Annotated in this window: 20 protein-coding genes; 10 read left to right on the top strand and 10 right to left on the bottom strand. The window is 69.0% G+C overall.

What is annotated here, in order from left to right:
* Positions 1 to 16: 16 nt before the first annotated feature.
* Both OHB24_RS21705 and OHB24_RS21700 read right to left on the bottom strand, forming a co-directional pair.
* Complete coding sequence (locus OHB24_RS21705) at positions 17 to 1,015, bottom strand: alpha/beta fold hydrolase (RefSeq protein WP_327640915.1); 999 nt, start codon at positions 1,013 to 1,015, stop codon at positions 17 to 19.
* On the bottom strand, positions 1,012 to 2,835 hold the full coding sequence (locus OHB24_RS21700) for a hypothetical protein (protein ID WP_327640914.1): 1,824 nt from the start codon (positions 2,833 to 2,835) through the stop codon (positions 1,012 to 1,014). The genes OHB24_RS21705 and OHB24_RS21700 overlap by 4 nt, the downstream gene beginning before the upstream one ends.
* Positions 2,836 to 2,936: 101 nt before the next feature.
* Between OHB24_RS21700 and OHB24_RS21695 the strand changes: the two genes are divergently transcribed.
* Positions 2,937 to 3,686 (top strand): MerR family transcriptional regulator, encoded by a 750-nt coding sequence (locus OHB24_RS21695; RefSeq protein ID WP_327640913.1) that lies wholly within the window; start codon positions 2,937 to 2,939, stop codon positions 3,684 to 3,686.
* Positions 3,687 to 3,767: 81 nt separating this feature from the next.
* On the opposite strand, the gene OHB24_RS21690 is transcribed toward OHB24_RS21695, so the two are convergent.
* Positions 3,768 to 4,649, bottom strand: a complete 882-nt coding sequence (locus OHB24_RS21690) for a phosphotransferase (RefSeq protein ID WP_327640912.1) — start codon at positions 4,647 to 4,649, stop codon at positions 3,768 to 3,770.
* 243 nt (positions 4,650 to 4,892) lie between these two features.
* Between OHB24_RS21690 and OHB24_RS21685 the strand changes: the two genes are divergently transcribed.
* Positions 4,893 to 5,114 carry a hypothetical protein gene (locus tag OHB24_RS21685; protein WP_327640911.1) on the top strand — a complete coding sequence of 74 codons (222 nt, stop codon included), beginning with the start codon at positions 4,893 to 4,895 and terminating at the stop codon, positions 5,112 to 5,114.
* Positions 5,115 to 5,167: 53 nt separating this feature from the next.
* Here the strand turns inward: OHB24_RS21685 and OHB24_RS21680 are convergent, their stop codons facing one another.
* Genes OHB24_RS21680 through OHB24_RS21670 form a run of 3 tightly spaced genes read right to left on the bottom strand, consistent with a single transcriptional unit; the run spans position 5,168 to position 8,154 of the window.
* Entirely contained in the window at positions 5,168 to 5,353 is a 186-nt protein-coding gene (locus tag OHB24_RS21680) for a hypothetical protein (protein WP_327640910.1), read from the bottom strand.
* Positions 5,350 to 6,645 carry a hypothetical protein gene (locus OHB24_RS21675; RefSeq protein WP_327640909.1) on the bottom strand — a complete coding sequence of 432 codons (1,296 nt, stop codon included), beginning with the start codon at positions 6,643 to 6,645 and terminating at the stop codon, positions 5,350 to 5,352. Before OHB24_RS21675 ends, OHB24_RS21680 begins: the two co-directional genes overlap by 4 nt.
* A gap of 54 nt (positions 6,646 to 6,699) precedes the next feature.
* Positions 6,700 to 8,154: a flavin-containing monooxygenase gene (locus OHB24_RS21670; protein WP_327640908.1), complete on the bottom strand. Its 1,455-nt coding sequence runs from the start codon at positions 8,152 to 8,154 to the stop codon at positions 6,700 to 6,702.
* 80 nt (positions 8,155 to 8,234) lie between these two features.
* On the opposite strand from OHB24_RS21670, the gene OHB24_RS21665 reads away from it, so the two are divergent.
* From OHB24_RS21665 to OHB24_RS21655, 3 genes are all read left to right on the top strand, one after another.
* The gene (locus tag OHB24_RS21665; RefSeq protein WP_327640907.1) at positions 8,235 to 8,867 is read left to right on the top strand and encodes a TetR/AcrR family transcriptional regulator; all 633 of its coding nucleotides are present in this window, start codon (positions 8,235 to 8,237) and stop codon (positions 8,865 to 8,867) included.
* The gene (locus OHB24_RS21660) at positions 8,867 to 9,442 is read left to right on the top strand and encodes a GNAT family N-acetyltransferase (protein WP_327640906.1); all 576 of its coding nucleotides are present in this window, start codon (positions 8,867 to 8,869) and stop codon (positions 9,440 to 9,442) included. Before OHB24_RS21665 ends, OHB24_RS21660 begins: the two co-directional genes overlap by 1 nt.
* 112 nt (positions 9,443 to 9,554) lie before the next feature.
* Positions 9,555 to 10,130 carry a dihydrofolate reductase family protein gene (locus tag OHB24_RS21655; protein WP_327640905.1) on the top strand — a complete coding sequence of 192 codons (576 nt, stop codon included), beginning with the start codon at positions 9,555 to 9,557 and terminating at the stop codon, positions 10,128 to 10,130.
* 553 nt (positions 10,131 to 10,683) lie between these two features.
* Here OHB24_RS21655 and OHB24_RS21650 read toward each other — a convergent pair.
* The 3 genes from OHB24_RS21650 to OHB24_RS21640 form a co-directional block, all read right to left on the bottom strand.
* Entirely contained in the window at positions 10,684 to 12,456 is a 1,773-nt protein-coding gene (locus OHB24_RS21650; RefSeq protein ID WP_327640904.1) for an HNH endonuclease signature motif containing protein, read from the bottom strand.
* Positions 12,457 to 12,563: 107 nt separating this feature from the next.
* Positions 12,564 to 13,475 carry an aminoglycoside phosphotransferase family protein gene (locus tag OHB24_RS21645; protein WP_327640903.1) on the bottom strand — a complete coding sequence of 304 codons (912 nt, stop codon included), beginning with the start codon at positions 13,473 to 13,475 and terminating at the stop codon, positions 12,564 to 12,566.
* Between the two features lie 31 nt (positions 13,476 to 13,506).
* Positions 13,507 to 14,358, bottom strand: coding sequence for an aminoglycoside phosphotransferase family protein (locus OHB24_RS21640; protein WP_327640902.1), 852 nt, complete (start codon positions 14,356 to 14,358; stop codon positions 13,507 to 13,509).
* Positions 14,359 to 14,406: 48 nt separating this feature from the next.
* Here OHB24_RS21640 and OHB24_RS21635 point away from each other — a divergent pair, with 48 nt between their 5' ends.
* Positions 14,407 to 15,369 (top strand): glucuronyl esterase domain-containing protein, encoded by a 963-nt coding sequence (locus OHB24_RS21635; RefSeq protein ID WP_327640901.1) that lies wholly within the window; start codon positions 14,407 to 14,409, stop codon positions 15,367 to 15,369.
* 7 nt (positions 15,370 to 15,376) lie between these two features.
* Here the strand turns inward: OHB24_RS21635 and OHB24_RS21630 are convergent, their stop codons facing one another.
* Positions 15,377 to 15,868, bottom strand: a complete 492-nt coding sequence (locus OHB24_RS21630) for a DUF1269 domain-containing protein (protein WP_327640900.1) — start codon at positions 15,866 to 15,868, stop codon at positions 15,377 to 15,379.
* Positions 15,869 to 16,094: 226 nt separating this feature from the next.
* On the opposite strand from OHB24_RS21630, the gene OHB24_RS21625 reads away from it, so the two are divergent.
* The 4 genes from OHB24_RS21625 (at position 16,095) to OHB24_RS21610 (ending at position 19,587) form a co-directional block, all read left to right on the top strand.
* Positions 16,095 to 17,018 carry an ABC transporter ATP-binding protein gene (locus OHB24_RS21625; protein ID WP_327640899.1) on the top strand — a complete coding sequence of 308 codons (924 nt, stop codon included), beginning with the start codon at positions 16,095 to 16,097 and terminating at the stop codon, positions 17,016 to 17,018.
* Positions 17,015 to 17,749 (top strand): ABC transporter permease, encoded by a 735-nt coding sequence (locus tag OHB24_RS21620; RefSeq protein WP_327640898.1) that lies wholly within the window; start codon positions 17,015 to 17,017, stop codon positions 17,747 to 17,749. Before OHB24_RS21625 ends, OHB24_RS21620 begins: the two co-directional genes overlap by 4 nt.
* Positions 17,750 to 17,810: 61 nt before the next feature.
* On the top strand, positions 17,811 to 18,944 hold the full coding sequence (locus OHB24_RS21615) for a sensor histidine kinase (protein WP_327640897.1): 1,134 nt from the start codon (positions 17,811 to 17,813) through the stop codon (positions 18,942 to 18,944).
* A gap of 34 nt (positions 18,945 to 18,978) precedes the next feature.
* Entirely contained in the window at positions 18,979 to 19,587 is a 609-nt protein-coding gene (locus tag OHB24_RS21610; RefSeq protein WP_327640896.1) for a response regulator transcription factor, read from the top strand.
* The last annotated feature ends 8 nt before the right edge of the window (positions 19,588 to 19,595 follow it).

Here is a 19,595-nt window from a genome sequence, read left to right as displayed (position 1 = left end):
GGCCGTGACGCGACTCTCAGGCGGTCACCTTGCGGGCCAGGGAAGCGAGGCGGTGGGTGACGTCGCGGGGGCGTTCCTGCATCAGCATGTGGCCGGCGCCGGGGTAGATCCAGAGGCGGGCGCTGGGGAGCTGGGCGGCGATCCGGTTCGCGTGCCGCGGCGGGAGGAGCCGGTCGCGGGTGCCGTGCATGATCTCCACCGGCAGCTCGTCGAGCACCTTCAACGCGTCACCGCGGTCGTGCTCCTGCATCGTCTCGAAGAATCCGCCGTACGACGCCCCGGGCACGACTGCCAGATCCGCCATGAACAGTTCGACCTCCGCCGGATCCGGCTTCTTCCCGAACACCACCTGCCGCAAAGCCGGCCGCTGCAAACTCGCAGCCAGGCGCGCGGCCCGACGCGCCGCACCCTCCAGCCGGGAGGAAGGCGACCCGCCCGCCGTGCTGGCGTCGGGGGCGGCGTGCCGGCGGTTGCGGGCTTCGGTGTGGCGGTCGGCTCTTTTGCCGACTCGATTCAGGACCCGCGGAGCGATCCGGGAGGCCGCGGGATCGAAGCGGTCGGGGATTCCGAGTGCTCCCTCGGTGAGGTGGCCGGAGGTTGTGCTGACCAGGGCGGCAGCGCGGATGCGGGAGCCAAACAGTTCGGGGTATTGCTCGGCGGCCGCCATCAGCGTCATGCCGCCCATCGAATGCCCGGCGTACACGACCGGTCCGTCGCCGACGACCTCGTCGAGGACCGTGACCAGGTCGTCGGCCAGCTGATCGAGCCGCGTCGTACCGGCAGGCGCAGCCTCCGACCGACCATGTCCGCGGTGGTCGTACGTGACGACCCGCACCGCGTCCGGCCCGAGGATCTGCGGCAGCCCCTCCACCTGGTTGTGCCAGGAGCGCGTCGAACACGTCCATCCGTGCACGAGCAGCACCGTCACGGGCGCGTCAGCCGGACCGGCCACCTCGACGTTCAGCCGTACTCCGTCCGCTGCCGTCACCCCGGACCGCTCCAACTGGATCGTCACGCAATCTCCCGTTCCCGTTCGCCGGCGGCCAGGTGAGCCGCCCGCATCCGTCCGCCGCGGGCGCCGCGCCCGACCAGCCAGGCAATCCCGATCACCTCGAGCAGCCCAACCACCGCGAGCAGCGCGTAGCCGGCGTTCCACATCCATCGTGGCACGTCGGTCCGTTCCTCGCGGCGCAACGTCTGCTGCTCGTTCACGAACTCGACCGTCTGCCCGTTCGACACCTGGATCGCGGGTTTCGCGATCGCCAGGTCCTCGGGCGCGTACACCCAGCTCGCCACCATGTCCCGCGGCCCCTGGTGCAGCCGGATCATCGACTTCCATTTCCCGTACATCGGCAGCGGGTCCGCAGACCGGTACGTGCCTTCAGCAACCTTCTCCATCGGGTGGAACACCAGCCCGCCACCCTGCCAGGCCAACGCCTCGAACCACCGCGCGCCGTCGGCCGCATCAGTTGGCGACATCGTGATCGTGACGTACGCCGTCGGCTCGGCCCCCGTGGCCACCCGCTCCAACGACACGACTCCCGACACGCCCGCATCCGCGGTCCGCGGCACGCAGAAGAACACCGTCGCCACGACCGCGACCAGTCCGACCGCACCTAGTTGATGGGTACGCCGTACCGCGACCGGCCGGATGTTCTTGATCCCGATTGCACGCTCCTCGCCGGCCACCTCGGCGTACCGGGTCGCGAGCCACGCCCCTACCAGGCCGGCGCCGGCTCCGACGATCACGCCGTACCCGATCGCGGACGGCAGCATCGACGCCGGCCACGCGATCGGCATCCAAACATGGCTCCAGGCGTACTCCGCGACGACGCCGACGGTCCCGATCAGCAGACCGGCGACGAGCCCCAGCCGGAAGCGGTTCTTGTTGCCGAGGGCAAACGCCACCAACTCGACCAGCAGCGCCTCGACGATCAGCAACGGGAAGTGCCCGACGATCTCGCCGAGCGGCTCGGCCACCGCCCACGCGATCCCGCCGCGAATCACGAGGTACACGGCCAGCGCGGCGAACGTCGTCCCCGGACCGCGGCGCGCTCGCAGGATCGTGAACGCCATAGCGGAGCCGAACACGATCAGCAGCGGCTGCAGGATCAGCGGGAACTGCGGTACGCCGTAGTTGAACTCGGTGCTGAACAGGTCCCACGCGATCAGCAGCGCGCCGACCGACACGAGCTCCTGGAACAGCCGCCGCTTGTTCGGCCCCATCAGTTGCTCGACCTCGGCGATCGCCAGCAACCGCGCGAAGATCGAGAAGACCACGCCGCCGATCATCAGCAGGTGGGTCGGTCCCCAGAGCGTGACGTCCTCGCCGAACAGCCGGTGCCAGACGTCGTCGAGCGGGAACCCGACCAGCGCGAACGTGCCGCACACCGTGATCAGCGCCGCACTGCACGGGATCCGCCAGCCCTTGGTGAGCTTGATGGTCCTGGCAGGCAGTGGCTTCCGCGCGAGAGCGATCGGCAGCACGCCGGAGATGATCACGCCGAGGATCCCGAAGAAGATCGGATAGTGCGCCGGCGTCCCGAACGGACCGGTGTCGCGGCCCTTGTCGATGTGCACCGCGATGTCCCACCAGACCCCGAACGCGCAGGAGAGCAGCGAGACGGCATGCAGGTACGGCGTGAGCGCGGCCCATCGGGGGACTCCGTCCAGTCTCCCGATGGTGTCCGCGAACCTACCTACCAGCGTGACGTGACCGGTGCGCTCGCGCCACAGCAGCACGGCGAGTGCGACGTACAGCAGCCCGACCACGCCGGTGACGATCGCGATCTGGTCGAACGTCGCCGTACCGGTGGTCGCCAGCGGGATCGCCATCGGGTGCTCCTTCATCCGGCTGTGTCAGGCGCGACAGGAGGCATGCGCCATGGCTGATGTTACATCCACTATGTAACGTGGAGTCTGGAAGACTGTCAAGGGTGGACGCACAGGACGAGGAGCTCACCGTCGATCAGCTCGCCGCCAAGGTGGGCATGACGGTGCGGAACGTACGCGCGTACGCCGGGCGCGGCCTGATCCCGCCGCCGCGGCTGGTCGGCCGGACCGGGTACTACGGCCAGGATCATGTGGCCCGGCTGACGCTGGTCCGCGAACTGCTCGCCAAGGGCTACACGCTGGCCGCGGTCGAGCGAATGCTGGGCGAACTGCCCGACGGCGCGATGGCGCTCGGCGTCTTCGAGACCCTGGTGAACCCGTGGACTCCGGCCGAGCCCGAGGTGCTCGACGAGTTCCAGCTGGCGGAGCGGGCCGGCGTACCGCACGATCCCGCGGTCATCGAGCGGCTGGTCGAGCTCGGGATCGCCGAGCGGCTGGACGACGGCCGGCTCCGGATCGCGAACTCGGACCTGCTGCGCACCGGCCTCGAAGTGATCAAGCTCGGCGTCCCGATGTCCGCGATCTTCGAGATGCTGCCGAAGCTGTTCGCGCAGGCGGACGCGGTCGCCAAGATCTACGTCGAACTGTTCCGCTCGACCGTTTGGCGCGACTTCACCAACGCCGGGATGCCCGCGGAGGGCTGGCCGGAGATCCAGCGAACGCTGGAGGGCATCATCCCGCTGGCCGGGCAGGCGCTGGTCGCGGCGTTCCGGGAGGCGATGGCCCGCGAGATCGAGGTCGTCGCTTACGAGGAGCTCGGACTCGACCCGAAGGCCTTGCCCTCGACGGGTTAGACGCGTTCGGTGAGCCAGGCGAGCGTGCGGCGAGATCACCGCCCGGCGGGCACCGGCACCTGGCACAACCTGGACAGCAGGTCAGCGCTCACTCGCCCAGTCTTCTACCCTCCGCAGGCGTTCCACTCGGTCGGCGAGGTTCTCGGCGGTGATCTGTCCGTCGGCGTACCGCCCGTACCAATGCACGAGACTCGTTGCCTCGCGCATCAGTTCGAGGTCGCGGAGCGCGGACAGCTCGGCATCGGTCAGCGGGAACGCGTCGAGGTACCCGCGCTGGAACGCCTCGCTCGGGTGGCCGACCGCACCGAAGAAGAACCGGCCGACCGCGAGATCCATCGCCCGGTAACCCGGCCCGGCGGTCTCGAAGTCCAGGATCGCGCTGACCCGGTCGCCGGCCATCAGTACGTTCGTGATCCCGAAGTCGCCGTGGATGATCTGCCGCGGCAGATCGGACCGCGGGCTGATATCGACGAGGATCCGGGCGACGTCGTCCCGGTCCTCCGCGGCCACCCCGTCGATCACTCGATCGATGCTCGGCACACGCGGATGAACGTTGGTCAGGTCGCCGTCCCACACCCGCGGCGGTGGCAGCTCGGCCGGATCCAGCCGGTTCAGTGCATGGTCCAGCTCGGCCAGCGCCCGTCCGCACGCCTCTGCCCTCGCTGCATCGCCGCGGACCGGATGCTCACCGGGGATGCGGTGACTCAGACTCGCGAGGACCGTCTCGCCGTTGAGTTCTCCGCGTACTGCGGTTTCTCCGTCAGCCGGCACGGGAACCGGTACGGCGAAGGACAGTCCGTTCAACGCCCGCAGTACTGCGTGCTCGTACGTCGGATCGATCGCGTTGCGATGAATGCGCAGTACGAACTCGTCGCCGACGTAGTAGCCGGTGTTGTTCGTGCCTTCGGTGAGCGGGCGTACGTCGTACCCCTGAAGGCCCCAGCGGCTGAGCAGACTGTCCACACCCCGATCCTCCCTGAGGGAAGGTCAGGGGACAGATAGGTAATCCTCCGCATGTGTGAACCGGTCCTCATGCGCGAGCGTATAGCTACCAGAACACGCCAAGGCAGGAGGAAGAGGATGCGCCAGATCCAGATCCGTCGGCGGCCCCGCACCACCACGACCCGCCAGACTCGGACCGAGACCCAGACCCTCGACCTCCGGACCCCGTCCGGCCGTCCCCTGCCGTTCTGAAGGCTGACTCCGATGAAACTCCGCCTGCATGTCCACCACGTCCGCTCCGGCGGCTGGTGTGCCGACATCGACGACGACAACGACCGGCAGCCCGACGACCCCTACTGGTGCGTCGACGCGTGGCCGACCCTTGAGTCCGCCCTCACCGCCGGCTGCGCCCGCCTCGCCGAACTGGCCCGCACGACCGACCTGTCCCGCGTCAGCGGGTACTACGAACCGGCCCTGGCCGCCTGAACCAACGGGGAACGAGAGGCCCGGCGAACCGCAGGGGGTTTGCCGGGCCTCACTTATTTCTCGGTCTTGGTGAGGTCGCGCCGATCGGGAAGATCACCTAGGTCGGCGTTCCAGTCGTCCTCTTCGTCCGGAAGGTTCGCTTCGTTGCGGCGGGCGATGCGGATGAACGCGAGGATCAGCAGGATCGGACCGAGGACCATCGCGGTCTCGGGGATCCCTCCCATGTGCAGCGCGATCATGAGGCCGTCACCAGCGCGATTCCGCCGGCTGTGAACGCGACCATCGCGGCCAGCATCGGGTACTGCGCCCTCCGCAACTGCCGGCGCCGGAACAGGTCGGCAGCGCGATCATGCGCGGACACGACCCCAAGTACGTGTCCGAGCACGATCGCACCGATCTGGACCCCCGCGATCAGCCCGGTCCCGAGAAACGCGTAGTCGATCCGCGTCCCGCCCGTCCCGAGCAGATCCCAGCCGCGCCCGAACGGGTCGGTCGCAAGCAGCCAGCCCTCCTGGCCCTGGAACATCGCGAACGAGAAGTAGTGCGCGACGGCGTACCCGATCGCGATCGGCACCAGCGAATGCACGAACGCCCCCGGAAGCCCGGCGGCCCCGACCGCCCCGGGCCGGATCTGGGCCGCGCCGGTCGTCCGTGCGGCAAGCAGGAACAGCGCTGTGACGATTGCGACCGCCGCCATCAAACCCAATGTGTAAACCAGGATGCGGTCGAGCCCACCCGTCAGCCGGGTCCACGCCGACCAGCGGGAGATTCCGTCGAAGGCCGTCGACCCGAGCAGCAGACACAGCAGTCCGACGATCCCCGGCTGCTGCGGCATCGTCGCCAGTCCGGCCAGCGGGTTCCGTAGTTCGAGCCGGCCCCGAGCACCGCGGCCGATCGGGCTCAGTCGGCCGAGCGTCTCGGCGTACACCTCGAAGCTGTCCCCGATCGCGAACCAGGACGGGCCGTAAACGATGCCTGCGGCAACATTCACGACGGCGTACGTCGTGGCGAAGATCGCGACCACCCGCGGGTCGGAGCCTTCCGGGTACACCAGTTCGAGCCAGAGGAAGCCGGCCAGACCGGCGACCGCGGGCCAGTATGCGATCCCGCCCGGGAGCGGTCGGTACGACGTACGCCGTACCAGGCCCGCGATCGTCCGCAACGGGTTTGCCAGTCTCCAGATCGGTCCGCAGAGCAGCGAGAGCGGGATGATGCCGACCCAGATCCAGACATACAGCCAGGTCGGGGCCGGGTTCAGGGACGGCTCGGGGTTGCCGATCCACGCAGCCCCGAGCAGGAACGCTAGCGCTACTAGCCCGGCCAGCTTGAGTACGACGCGGGTCGCCGGGTGGTCGACGAGCCGGGTCAGGACCTCGAGCGGGCGGCCCGTGGTCCTCTCGAACCGCGGGCGCGACCAGAATGCGGCGAGCGCGAAGAACGACACCACGACCGCGGCTCCAGCGGAGTAGATCGCCAGCCACAGCGGCACCGGTAGGTCCCCGCGACCGCCGATCCCATGCAGTGGCAGCACCGTGCACTCCGATCACCCGGACTATCCGACCGATCGAATGTAACACGCTCGATGTCACATAGCGATAGTCTGATATTCGGCCGGATCGAAGCGCCGGGTGAGCCGCCGGAACCGGAACGTGAAGGACGGCCAGAGGGTCGTGTTGCGCCCCTCCGAGTCCAGGTACCAGCTGGTGCAGCCGCCGCGGGTCCAGATCGTGTTCCGCATCGACGAGCGGACCCCGTCGACGAACGCGCGCTGCACATCCCGCCGTACCTCGACCTCGCGCAACCCCTGGGTGTCCATGGTCTTCAGTGCGTCGAGGATGTACGCGATCTGGGACTCGATCATGAACACCATCGAGCTGTGCCCGAGGCCGGTGTTCGGGCCGATCAGCATGAAGAAGTTCGGGAAGCCGGCGATCGCCGTACCGAGATGGGCCTCCATGCCATCCACCCAGGCCTCGCGCAGCGAGACGCCGTCGCGACCGTGCACCATGTCCATCACCGGCAGGTCGGTGACCTTGAATCCGGTGCCGTAGACGATCGTGTCGACCTCGTGCTTCACGCCCTCGGTGGTGACGATGCCGGTCGGCGTCACCTCGGCGATCCCGTCGGTGACCACCTCGACGTTCGGCCGCGCGAGCGCCGGGTAGTAGTCGTCGGAGATCAGCACGCGCTTGCAGCCGAGGGTGAAGTCCGGCGTGAGCTTGGCCCGCAGCAGCGGGTCGCGAACCTGGTGCGCGAGGTGCTTCTCGGCGACCTTCTGCGCCTGCTTCATGATCGCGGGCAGCTTGGCGAACCCGAGCACCATCGACTCGCGGCCCCAGTAGATCCCGGCCCGGACCGCCTTCTGCACCAGCGGGAACCGCCGGTAGATCGCCTTCTCGGCCGCGGTGATCTTGCGATCGGGCCGCGGCATCACCCACGGCGGCGTCCGCTGGAACAGGTGCAGTTCCTCGACCTCGGGCTGGATCGCCGGCACGAACTGGATCGCCGACGCGCCGGTCCCGATCACGGCGACCTTGCGACCGCTGAGGTTCAGGTCGTGGTTCCAGCGCGCGGAGTGGAAGACCTCGCCCTCGAAGTCCTCGATCCCGGGAAGCTTCGGGTACGACGGTTCCGCCAGCGGCCCCATCCCGGACAGCACGATGTCCGCGGTGAACGTCTGCTGGTTCGTGGTGATCTGCCAGGTGCCGTCCACCCAGTGCGCCGACTCGACCGTGTTGCCGAACCGGATGTGCGGGCGGACGCCGTACGACTCGGTGACGTTGCGCAGGTAGTCCTCGATCTCGGGCTGCGGCGAGAACGTCGACGACCAGTCGGGGTTCGGGGCGAACGAGAACGAGTACAGGTGCGACGGCACGTCACACCGGCAGCCTGGGTACGTGTTGTCCCGCCAGGTGCCGCCGACGTCCTCGGCGCGCTCCAGTACGACGAAGTCGTCGTACCCGGCCTGCTTCAGCCGGACCGCCATCCCGATCCCCGCGAACCCGGTGCCGATCACCACGATCCGATGCCGCTCGCCCATGAGGTTCTCCAGCCCGTTTCGGAAGTTACTGGTCGGAACTTACTCGTAGTAAGTTACTCGGAGTCAGTTAGACTGCGCAAGTGACCTCGACCACGGTTCCCTCCGGCCCGCCGAAGCGCCGCCGCGACCGGGCTGCACGGGAACGGGAGATCCTCGAGGCGGCCGAGCGGATCTTCGGCGAGCGCGGATACCAGGGCACATCGATGGACGACGTCGCCGCACAGGTCGGGGTGTCGAAACCGCTGATCTACCAGTACTACGGCTCGAAGGACGGCCTGTTCCTCGCCTGCCTCGCCCGGCTCCGCGGCCACCTGCTCGACACCGTCGCCGACGCGGTGATGGCCGCCCCGGACGCCGAGGACGCCCTGTACGCCGGGTTCCTGGCCTGGTTCCGTTTCCTCGACGAGCACCCGCAGGCCTGGTCCGTCCTGGTCGACGAGGGCATGCTGAGCGCCGGCCCCGCCGCGGAAGCCACCGACGAGGTACGCGCGGCCTTCATCGAACTGATCGCGACGATGGTCCGGATGAACCTCCCCGCCGGCCGCCCCGTCGACGACGACGAGGTCCAGATCGTTGCCCAAAGCATCTCCGGCGCCACCGAACGCCTCGCCATCTGGCGCACCCGCGCCACCGATCCGCCCACCCCCGAAAAGGTGGCCCGCACCCTCCAAGACCTCCTCTGGCAGGGCCTCCACACCCTCAAGACCACCTGATGCACCTCGAGTCCTACCCCGAAGGCGCCGTACCCCAAGCCTTCCGCCACCAGATCCACGCGCTGCAGAACCAGACCTGGCCCTCAGATCCCGCACCGCCACAGGACGAGCTGGTCCACGACCCGGCCCTCCAGCCGCTGTCGCTGATCCTCGTCGACGACGGCGTGGTCGTCGCCGCACTGGACATCCTGCGCAAGCCGCTCCACCACGCCGGAAACACCTTCCAAACCGGCGGACTCAGCGCCGTCGTCACCCGCCCGCACCTCCGCGGCCGCGGCTACGGCCGCCACCTCGTCACCGCCGCCCGCACCGCGATGATCGACCTTCACCTCGACCTCGGCATCTTCACCTGCGACCGCCCCCTCCAACAGTTCTACGGATCAGCCGGCTGGCAACCCCTCCCTGGCACGGTCCTCATCGGCGGCACCGCCGACGACCCGTTCCCCAGCGACCAACCCGGCTTCGACAAGGTCACCCTTGCCGCCTTCTTCACCCCGGCCGCCCGCGAAGCCGCCCCAAGGTTCCACCACACCCGCATCCCGCTCCACCCCGGCCACATCGACAAGCTCTGGTAACCGGCACCTCATCTACAAACTTCCCTGACCCCGGTGTCGGATCAGGACCGAGGTGGTCGTAGTAGTGGTGAGGGCGCCGCAGAACGCGCCTACCAAACCAGGGGAGAACAAAATGACCGCCAGCTACACCTTCGACATCTTCTCGAGCTTCGACGGCTACTCGAACAGCAGGTCGTTCGGTGGCTACTTCGGGAAGCAAGGTCCGGAGTTTCTGGAGCACCGCTTCCACCAGTTCGGCGAGGAGCAGCGGCTGGTCCTCGGAGCCAACACCTTTCGGGGGATGGCGGCGATGCTCGCCTCGAGCTCCGAAGGATCCGAGACTCGGGACCCGTGGGTCACCCGTATGCGGAACCTGCCGACGACGGTGGTGTCGAACACCCTCGAAGGAACGCTCGACTGGCCGGACGCCACCGTGCTGAACGGCGACCCCGTCGAAGCCATCGCGCGCCTCAAGAAGGAGTCGGACATCCCGCTGCGCTCGCACGGCAGCCTCACCCTGAACCGCGCACTACTGGCCGCCGGCCTGGTCGACCGCGTCCAGGTCACGGTCTTCCCCGTGATCACCGGGAAGGGCGGGCTGGGCCGGATCTTCGAAGACGCCGCCGAACTCGACCTGGAACTCCTCGAGACCCACACCCTCGACGGCCACACCCAAGAACTCATCTACCGCCCCACCCTCCACGCCTGACCCCACCCAACCTCGCTCACCCCGCCCTCAGGCCCTGACGCCCACTCCTTCCGTCGCCGATCCACGACCACGAAGAACGCCTGCTCCTGAACTGGCACGCACCAACCCGACCACCCGACCACCCGCCGCCAACGGCAGCCGACGCTCGAACGCCCGACCGCCGATGGCGCCACCCCCGCGACCCCCCCAGCACGTCACACGAGTGAGCCGCACAACCAACACCCCAACCACCCCAACCACCCCAGCCCCGCGCACACCACGCCCCCGCATCACGCCCGGCATCACGTCCCCGCACACCACCTCCCCGCACAACGTCCCGCACCACGCCCGGCACCACGCCCGGCACCACCTCCCCGCATCACCTCCCCGCACCACCTCCCCGCACCACGCCCGGCATCACGTCCCCGCACCACCTCCCCGCGGCAGCACGTCCCCGCGCACCACGTCCCCGCGCGGCACGTCTCGGGGCAGCACGTCTCGGGCATCGGGTGCATCGAATCCCGCGATGGGGAGTGACGGCTGTCCGAGGATCGGCCGTGCAGACCTCGCGGGATCAGATCGTGGCGAAGGATGGTGGGCCGGTGCCGGTGCCGTTCGGGGCGTGCTCGCCCCAGACCGCGAATCGGGCTGCCTCCGCACGTGTCGACTCGTCGGCGTTCCAGCGGCTCGGCCTGACGTCCCGTTCGGCGTCTGCGGGCAGGGCGCTCTCACCCGACGGATCATCTGCGGGCAGGGCAGTCTCGCCCCACGGATCATCTGCGGGGGTTGAGGTGTGGGGTCTCGGGTTGTCGGCGTGCGTGAATACGCTGTCCGGCGGGTCCGAGGGCGTGGGGTAGTACCCCGGTGGCTCGTGTGGCCTGGGCGTTTCGTCCGGTGGAGCCGACGGCGTGGGGTGCTCACCCGGCGGCTCCTGCGCCTGGTGTGCGGCGTCTGGTGGTCTCTGTGGGCGGCGGGGTGGTGGGTCGGCCCAGGCGGGTCTGGCTACGTGGACTTCGCCGTTGGTGATGGTGATGGTCCAGTGGCCGTTGTGTAGGTCGGTGTGGTGGCAGCGGCAGAGCAGCACGAGGTTGGAGATCTTGGTGTCGCCGCCGTCGATCCAGGAGATCAGGTGGTGGGCGTCGCACATGATGGGTGGGGCTCCGCAGACGACGCAGCCGCGGTCGCGGGTGTTCAGGGCGCGGCGCATGGCGCGGGTGACCAGGCGTTCGCAGCGGCCGACGTCGAGGGGTTCGGAGTTGGAGCCGAGGACGATCGGGATGACCTTGGCGTCGCAGGCCAGCCGGCGGATGGTGGCCGCGGACAGCCCATTGCTGTAGACGGTCTGTCCGATCGCGTCCGCGGTCATCGACTTGAGGTCCTGCAGGTCGATGGTGACGGTGATGTTCGCCTTCGCCCCGAACCCAGGCACCACGTCACGACCCGAACCAGCCACCGCACCACCGTCCCCGCCAACATCTGAGCCGCGCCGCGCGTCGGTCGTTGTCTCCGCCGTAGGACCAGCCGCCGTAGGACCAGCCTCCGTAGAGCCAGTCTCCGGGGTATCGGTTGCCGGGGGACTTGATGGGGTGGTGGGGCGGGGGATGGTGGGTGAGGGGGTGCCGGCGTCTAGGGCGGTGGCGGCGAGGGTGAGGGTGGTGGTGAGGGCGTCTGCCTGGCGCTTTTCGCGGGAGCGGGGGTCGCGCTCACCGTCGATGGTCTTGTGCGGGCGGGCGCCGGTGAAGATGAGTGTCCGGAGGAGTTCGGCGTTTTCGTTGGCCAGGTACCCGTTGAACTTCACTCCTCGGTCGGCGGTCTTTAAGGTCAGGGTCTCGCGGGCAGCGGCCTTGTCTTCTTCGGGTTCGGGGCCGTCGGTGTCGAGGATGTCGCGGGATTGTTCGGCGGCCTTGCGCAGGTCGGCCGGTGCCAGGTGGCGGGCGAGGCGGACCAGTTCTTCTTCGGCGAACTCGAGATCGGCGACCGGCACGGTGGTCGGGACCTTTTCCAGCGCGGTCACGATCGCTTCGGCCTGCGCCGGCCGCAGGAACACCTGAGGGACTTCTTCGTCCTCGGCCACATCAGGGTCAGGCAGCGCGGCGACGACCGCCGCATACTTAGGCAGCGCGCGGGACAGGCGGACGTCGCGGGAAGCCCGCGAGTGGTCGAGGCGGTACCGGAACTTCAGGTACTGGACCATGTCGCGGGCACCGACCCGTTCGGCGTACCCCGACCTGTCCATCGCCCCGATCAGGCGCAACCGGCGAGTCTCCACCCGGGCCTGGTCGGCGTCGCACTGGTCGAGAGCGCGCGCCAGCTCGGCGTCACTCATCAACTCCGGCGGCTTCTCCATGCAGCAAAGCCTAGACACCCCCACCGACAGTTTTCAAAGCCAGAACCCCTTATTTTCAAGGGAATCCGTTATCCACAGATCTTCACAGGCCCTTGCGCCGGGCAGCGCTAGTGTGCAGTGAAGTCGGTCAGGATGTCGGCGACCGAGTCCTGGCCGTTCGGGAGGGTGTCGGGGAAACGGCCCATGTAATAAGGGATTGCGATGAGCACCAGGGACAGGGCCCAGCCGCGGGCGCGGAGCCAGGTGGCGTCGTCGACCTCGAGTGCTTCGCGGTAGGCCTTCCTGGACTCGCCTTCGAAGATCCACCACGCGGGCAGTACGTCGCCGGCCGGGTCGGCGGCGCGCGCGGTAGCGAAGTCGATCACCGCCGACAGCTTGCCATCAGCAACCAGTATGTTGCCTGACATGAGGTCACCGTGGATCCACCGCGGCGTACCGTCCCAGGTGTCGGCTGCCAACGACTCCTCCCAGGCGGCCAGCACGCGCCCGGTGTCGAAGTGTTCCCGCAGCTCGTCCAGGGCCTCGCGGAACATTTCGTCCCGCGGCGCCAGCGGCGTACCGCGGCTGAAGGGATCGTCGTCCGGTACTGGCGCGCCGGTCGTGTCGACTTCTCGCAGGGTTCGTACGAAGCCGGCCAGCTCACCGGCCGCCTGCGTGCTGTCCATGGACTCCGCCGTGAACGGTGCTCCAGGCAACCACCGGTAGACGCCCCAGGTGAAGGGATAGAACTCTGCCGGCTGACCGAGTTCCAGTGGTTCCGGGATCGGCAGCGAGACATGCGGTGCCAGGCGTGGCATCCAGGTCAGGTCCATCTCGACCTGACCCTGGTTCCGGGGCGTCCGCGGCAACCGGACCGCCAGGTCGTCGCCGACGCGGAACGTCACGTTGTCGGTCCCCGACCGCTCGACCACCCGCACCGGCAGCCCTGCCCAGCGCGGGAACTGCTCCGCCAGCAATCGCTCCACCACCGCGGAGTCGATGTCCACCTCGTCGTCGTGCAGCTTCGAAACACCCGTCACGGCGCGACCCTCACACTCACACGACGTACGGTCAACCGATTTCGAGCAGCGCCCCCAGTTCGTCGACCGCCCGCTCGGCCGCGATCACCATCTCCCCCGCGACCTCCAGGCTCCGCTGCGCAGCAGCCCCGACGAACATCGCGTTGTTCACGGCCGTCGCCCACACCCGCCCCAGCTCCGACGTCTCGCCGTACGACGCCACACCTGAAGGCCCGGCCGCCAACGTAACGTCCAGCATCGGCGGACCGATCCGCGCACTGCCCCAGTCGACGAGTACCGGACGACCAAGATCATCGACGATCACGTTGTCGCCGTGAACGTCGCCATGCAGCAACGTCACCGGCAACCGCTCCAGCCCCGCCAGCAGCCGCTCGTCGTCCACGAACCGGTCCAGCATCCGATCCGCCCGCCCACGGACCGGATGCGCAGGAACCGTCGCCAAACCGCCGCGCGCGAACCCGTCGAACGAACGCCGCAAGAAGTCCGCGTCCACCCGTGGCAGCTCGAGATCGGCACGCCCCAGATATCGCTGATGCAATCGGGCCAACGCCTCGTAGACCGCACCCGGCGGCTCGGTCGTCCATCCGATGGAGGCACCGGGCTGGTACGTCGTGACAACCCAAGGCCCGCTCTCGTCAACGCCCGAGTCGACCAGCTCCGGAAACACCGGATCCGCCGGCAACAGGTCGAGCGCCACCACCTCCCCCGGCGTCGCGCGCTTGGCAAGCAGCTCGACCACTCCGCCGGACACCGGCACGATGACCCGCTCGACGATCGGCGATACTCGCCCGCCCTGCAACCGCACGCGCCGCACGTCACCGACCACAGCGCGCCCGGCCCAGGCCTCGACCCGGCTGACGTCCACGGCCACTGAACCAGTCACCGGACGTCCCCTTCGGCGGGTGGATGAGATCGCTAGAGTACTTATTCCATGACGGATTCACCGCTCCCTGAGGCGTGGCAGCGCGCTGAGGTTCCCCCGCTGCCGGCTATCGGATCTGATGTTGTCGACGAGTTCGCCCGGACGATTTACGGCCGTACGCCGGACGGTGGGCGGCTGACCGAGGTGGTACTGCGTTCGCGGGACGACGGTGTTCTGGACGGGGCGGCCGACCGTCTGCGTCACCGTGCCGTGATCGCCTGTCCGCTGGACGACCTCGAGCTCGATACCGTCACCCACCTACCGGCCGGGGCGAGCGCCGAACATCCCGTTCCACTCGTCGTCACCCTCGACTTCGAGGGCAACAAGGAGCCGCCCGCGCAGGTGATGGCGGCCGGGTACGCCGTACTCGCCGTCGACTACCAACAGATCGAGCCCGACGACCCGGACCCGGCCGCGACCGGCGTACGAGCGCTGTTCCCGAGGGAGTCATGGGGTGCCGTGGGCGCCTGGGCTTGGGGGCTGTCCCGCCTGCTCGACATCGCCGGAAGCATCGAGGGCGTTGATCCGGCGGAGCCGATCGTGCTCGGGCACTCCCGGCTGGGGAAGGCCGCGCTGTGGGCCGGCGCGCAGGACGAGCGGTTCGCGGTCACGGTCGCCAACGGGTCCGGGTGCTGCGGCGCCTCGCTGTTCCGCCATCCGGGTGGCGAGGACATCGCCGCGATCACCACGAAGTTCCCGCACTGGTTCGTCCCGTCGTTCTCGACGTACGCCGGGAACGAGGACAGCCTGCCCGTCGACCAGCATCAGCTCCTCGCGAGCATCGCCCCGCGCCGCGTGTACGTCACCAGCGCCGAGGACGACGCCTGGGCGGACCCGATCGGCGAGTACCTCGCGGTGCAAGCGGCCCGGCCGGCGTTCGGCCCCGACGGCATCGGCTATCACCTGCGTCCCGGCGGCCACGCCCTCCTCGAGGAGGACTGGCTGCACGCTCTGGCCTTCGCGAAACGGTGACTCCCCGTCAGTTCCCGAACATCTCGTGGATGGCAGCTTCCTGATCGTCGGTCAGGTCGGTGTGGACGAGCTCGGCCCGCAGCCCGGTCTTCCGGAAGGTTTCGCGGACCTTGTCCGCCACCTCGTCGCTGGACAGCAGGAACAGCGCCGACGTCCCCGGCGTGACCTGGGCGCGGACCTTCTTGATGAAGTCGTCGTCGATCCCGACGTCGATCAGGGAGCCCGCCACCGCTCCGGCCGCCGCGCCGATCGCGGCTCCCGCCCAGGGCATCAGGAAGATCGTTCCGAACAGCATCCCCCAGAACATCCCACCGACCGCTCCCGGGCCCGTCATGTTCCGCACCTGCCGGGTCCGGGGCCGCCGCTTCTCGGGCTGCCACGACACCGAGGCCGCGTCATGGATCCGGATCAGCTTCTGCTTCGCCAGACTCTCCAACGTCCCGATCGCCTGGTTGGCCCCGTCCCAGGTCTCGAACTTCCACACCGTCAACGTCGCCATCGCACCGGTCTCCTCACGCCCCACCGACCTCCGCGCAGCACGCGCGTGCTGCGGTCCCCGCCTCAGCCCGCAGTCCACCACCAGAGACCACCCGGTACCAGGCCTCGCCCACACCAACCTGCCGGCCGAGCCACCATCCCTCATGTCTGTCCGGCTGACGGATGTCATGGGTGGGTGGTGACGGCCGATCCAGGTCTGCCCCGGCGTCCTTCGGGAAGCTCTAGGTATGACGACAACGACTGCGGTCAGCCTGCGGGGTGTGACCAAGAAGTATGCGGCTGTGCAGGCCGTCGCCGGGGTGGATCTGACCATCCGGCCCGGTGAAGTGGTGGCGTTGCTGGGGCCGAACGGCGCCGGCAAATCGACCACGATCGAGATGCTGCTCGGGCTGGTGAAGCCGGACCAGGGCACCGTGCAGGTGTACGGCGGTACGCCGACCGACGCGATCGCCAAGGGCCAGGTCGGGGTGATGTTGCAGAGCGGCGGGATCATCGAGGACGCCAAGGTCGGCGAACTCCTGAACCTGGTGGCCGGCCTGCACAACGACCCGATGCCGGTCGAGGAGGCGCTCGAGCGGGCCGGGATCTCCGACCTCACCAAGCGGACCATGAAGGGCCTGTCCGGCGGCCAGAAGCAGCGGGTGCGGTTCGCGATGGCGATCATCCCGCAGCCCGACCTGATCGTGCTGGACGAGCCGACGACCGGTATGGACGTCGAGGCCCGCCGCGACTTCTGGGCGTCGATGCACGCCGAGACCGCCCTCGGCCGCACGGTCCTGTTCGCGACCCACTACCTGGAAGAAGCCGACGCGTACGCCGACCGCGTGGTGCTGATGCGCAACGGCAAGATCGTTGCCGACGGCACCGCCGCGCAGATCAAGGCGAGCGTCTCCGGGCGCACCATCCGCGCCACGATCCCTGGCGCCGATCTGGCCGCGCTCGCGTCGCTGCCCGGCGTACGGAACGTCGAGACCCGCGGTGACGTGGTCCTGCTGCAGTGCGCCGACTCCGACAACACGCTGCGGCACCTGCTGGACAACACCAAGGCCCACGACATCGAAGTCAACTCGGCCGATCTCGAGGACGCGGTCCTCGCGATCACCGACCAGAACAAGGCCGACCAGAACAAGGCACAGGAGACCCTGGCATGAACCGCGACTACCTCATCTTCGACATCCGCCGCACCCTGCGGAACCGGCGGGTGCTGATCTTCTCGATCCTGATGCCGCTGGTGCTGTTCGCGATCTTCGGCATGACCTTGCCGAAGGACGCCAACGAGGCCGGCATCTCCGCGATCGCGTACGTGATGGTCAGTATGGCGATGTTCGGCTCGATGTCCGCGGCGATGAGCAGCGGCGGTGTGATCGCGGCCGAACGCGACGGCGGCTGGAACCGGACACTGCGGCTCACCCCGCTGAAGCCCCAGGCGTACGTCGTGAACAAGGTCATCCTGAGCCTGCTACTGGCGATCCCGCCGCTCCTCGTGGTGTTCCTGTGCGGCATGACCGTCGGGAACGTGCACCTGAGCGCAACGCAGTGGCTGACGGTCGCGCTGGTGTCATGGCTCGGCGCGCTGCCGTTCGCGGCGATCGGCCTGGTCATCGGGTACATCGCGAAGCCGGACAGCGTGCAGCCGATCACCGGTCTGACCACGATGCTGATCGCGGCGTTCGGCGGCCTGTGGCTTCCTGTCGACCAGATGCCGTCGATCATGAAGCACATCGCCCAGCTCACGCCGGCGTACTGGACCGGTCAGACCTCGCGGAGTGCGCTGACGGCGGGCGGTGTGGACACCCACGCGCTGCTGGTGGTGATCGGCTGGACCGTCGTGCTCGGGTTCATCGGGCTCCGCCGGTTCCGCGCCGACACCGCCCGCGCCTGAAGCTGGAACATCTGTGACCGAAACCTCCGTGACCGAACATCCGGGCGATAGCGTGACCACCGTGAAGACTTCGCCGACCCTGATGGACGCGCTCGCCGAGCGCGGCGGCCGCCCAGGACCTGGGCGGTGGGGCTGGCTGGCGGCCGGGGTCTGGTTGTTCTACCTGAACCAGCCGTTCGAGGAGATCGTCCGCCGGGACGGAACGACCCGGATCCTCGGGCTGGCCACGCTCGCCCTGTTCGCGCTCTCGTACCTCGGGTTCTTCGGGTGGATCCGCTGGGTCGGCATCGGCCCCGGCGGTATCTCCACCTGGCAGCGGCTGGTGTATCTCGGCGGGATGCTCACCCTGAGCCTCCTGCTGCTGCCCTCGGCGGGTCAGCAGGCGCTGACCTGCCTGGTGTACATCTCCGCGGTCGCGATGATGGCGCTCGACCTCCGGATCGCGATCGGCATCGTCGTGGTCCTGCTCGGCAGCGTCGAGCTGGCGATGCGGGTGGTGCCGGGCTGGAGCGACGACGGCAGCTTCGGGTTCGCGATCTTCCTCGGTGCCCTGGCCGTGTTCGGCATGCGACGGGCGATCCAGCGCAGTATCGAGCTGAACGCGGCCCGTAAGGACATGGCCGAGCTGGCCGTGCAGGAGGAGCGGAACCGGTTCGCCCGCGACCTGCACGACATCCTCGGCCATTCGCTCACCGTCATCACGGTGAAGGCGGAGCTGGCCGGCAAGCTGATGGCGGCGAACCCGGAGCGGGCCGCCGCCGAGGTCGCGGACGTCGAGAGCCTGGCGCGGGCGGCGCTGGCCGACGTACGGGCGGCCGTCGCCGGGTACCGCGAACTGAGCCTGGCCGGTGAGCTCGTCTCGGCGCGGACCGCGCTGCAGGCCGCCGAGATCAAGGCGGATCTGCCGACCACGGTCGACGAAGTACCGGAGGAGAACCGCGAACTGTTCGCCTGGGTGGTGCGGGAAGGCGTCACGAACGTCATACGGCACTCCGGCGCGAAGCACTGCACGATCCGGCTCACGGCGGCGCAGATCGAAGTACTGGACGACGGCAAGGGGCCGACGCCGGGCGGGGGCGCGTCCGGCCACGGGCTGGTCGGGCTCCGGGAACGGGCGGACCAGGCCGGCGCGGGGGTCCAGGTCGGCGAGGCGCCGGGCGGCGGGTTCCGGCTGGCCGTCAAGGTCGGTCCGTGAGGACCAGCACAGGCCGGCCTGTGAGGATAGGGCTGTGACCATCCGACTGTTGATCGCCGACGACCAGGCGCTGGTGCGCGGCGCCCTCGCCGCTCTGCTCGACCTCGAGCCCGATCTGGAAGTGGTGTCCGAGGTCGGCCGCGGCGACGAGGTCATCGACGCCGCGAAGCACGCCCGGCCCGATGTCGCGCTCCTCGACGTCGAGATGCCCGGGCTGGACGGCATCGAGGCGGCCGCCGCGCTGCGCGTCGCCGTACCCGGGGTGCGGGTGCTGATGGTGACCACGTTCGGCCGGCCCGGGTACCTGCGGCGCGCGATGGAGGCCGGCGCGGCCGGTTTCGTCGTCAAGGACACGCCCGCGACGCAGCTGGCGGACGCCGTACGGCGGGTGCATCAAGGGCTCCGCGTGGTCGACCCGTCGCTCGCCGCCGAGACCCTGGTCGCCGGCACCAGCCCGTTGACGGGCCGCGAGTCCGACGTACTGCGGGCCGCCCGCGAGGGAGGCACGGTCGCCGACATCGCCAGGGAGCTGCACCTGTCCGAAGGCACCGTGCGCAACCACCTCTCCGCCGCCATCGGCAAGACCGGCGCCCGGACCCGGGCCGAAGCCGCACGTATCGCCCTCGACAACGGGTGGTTGTAGCCGGTCTC

This window comes from Kribbella sp. NBC_00482 (assembly GCF_036013725.1).
Classification (GTDB): Bacteria; Actinomycetota; Actinomycetes; order Propionibacteriales; family Kribbellaceae; genus Kribbella.
This window is presented reverse-complemented; position numbering and strand designations above follow the sequence as displayed.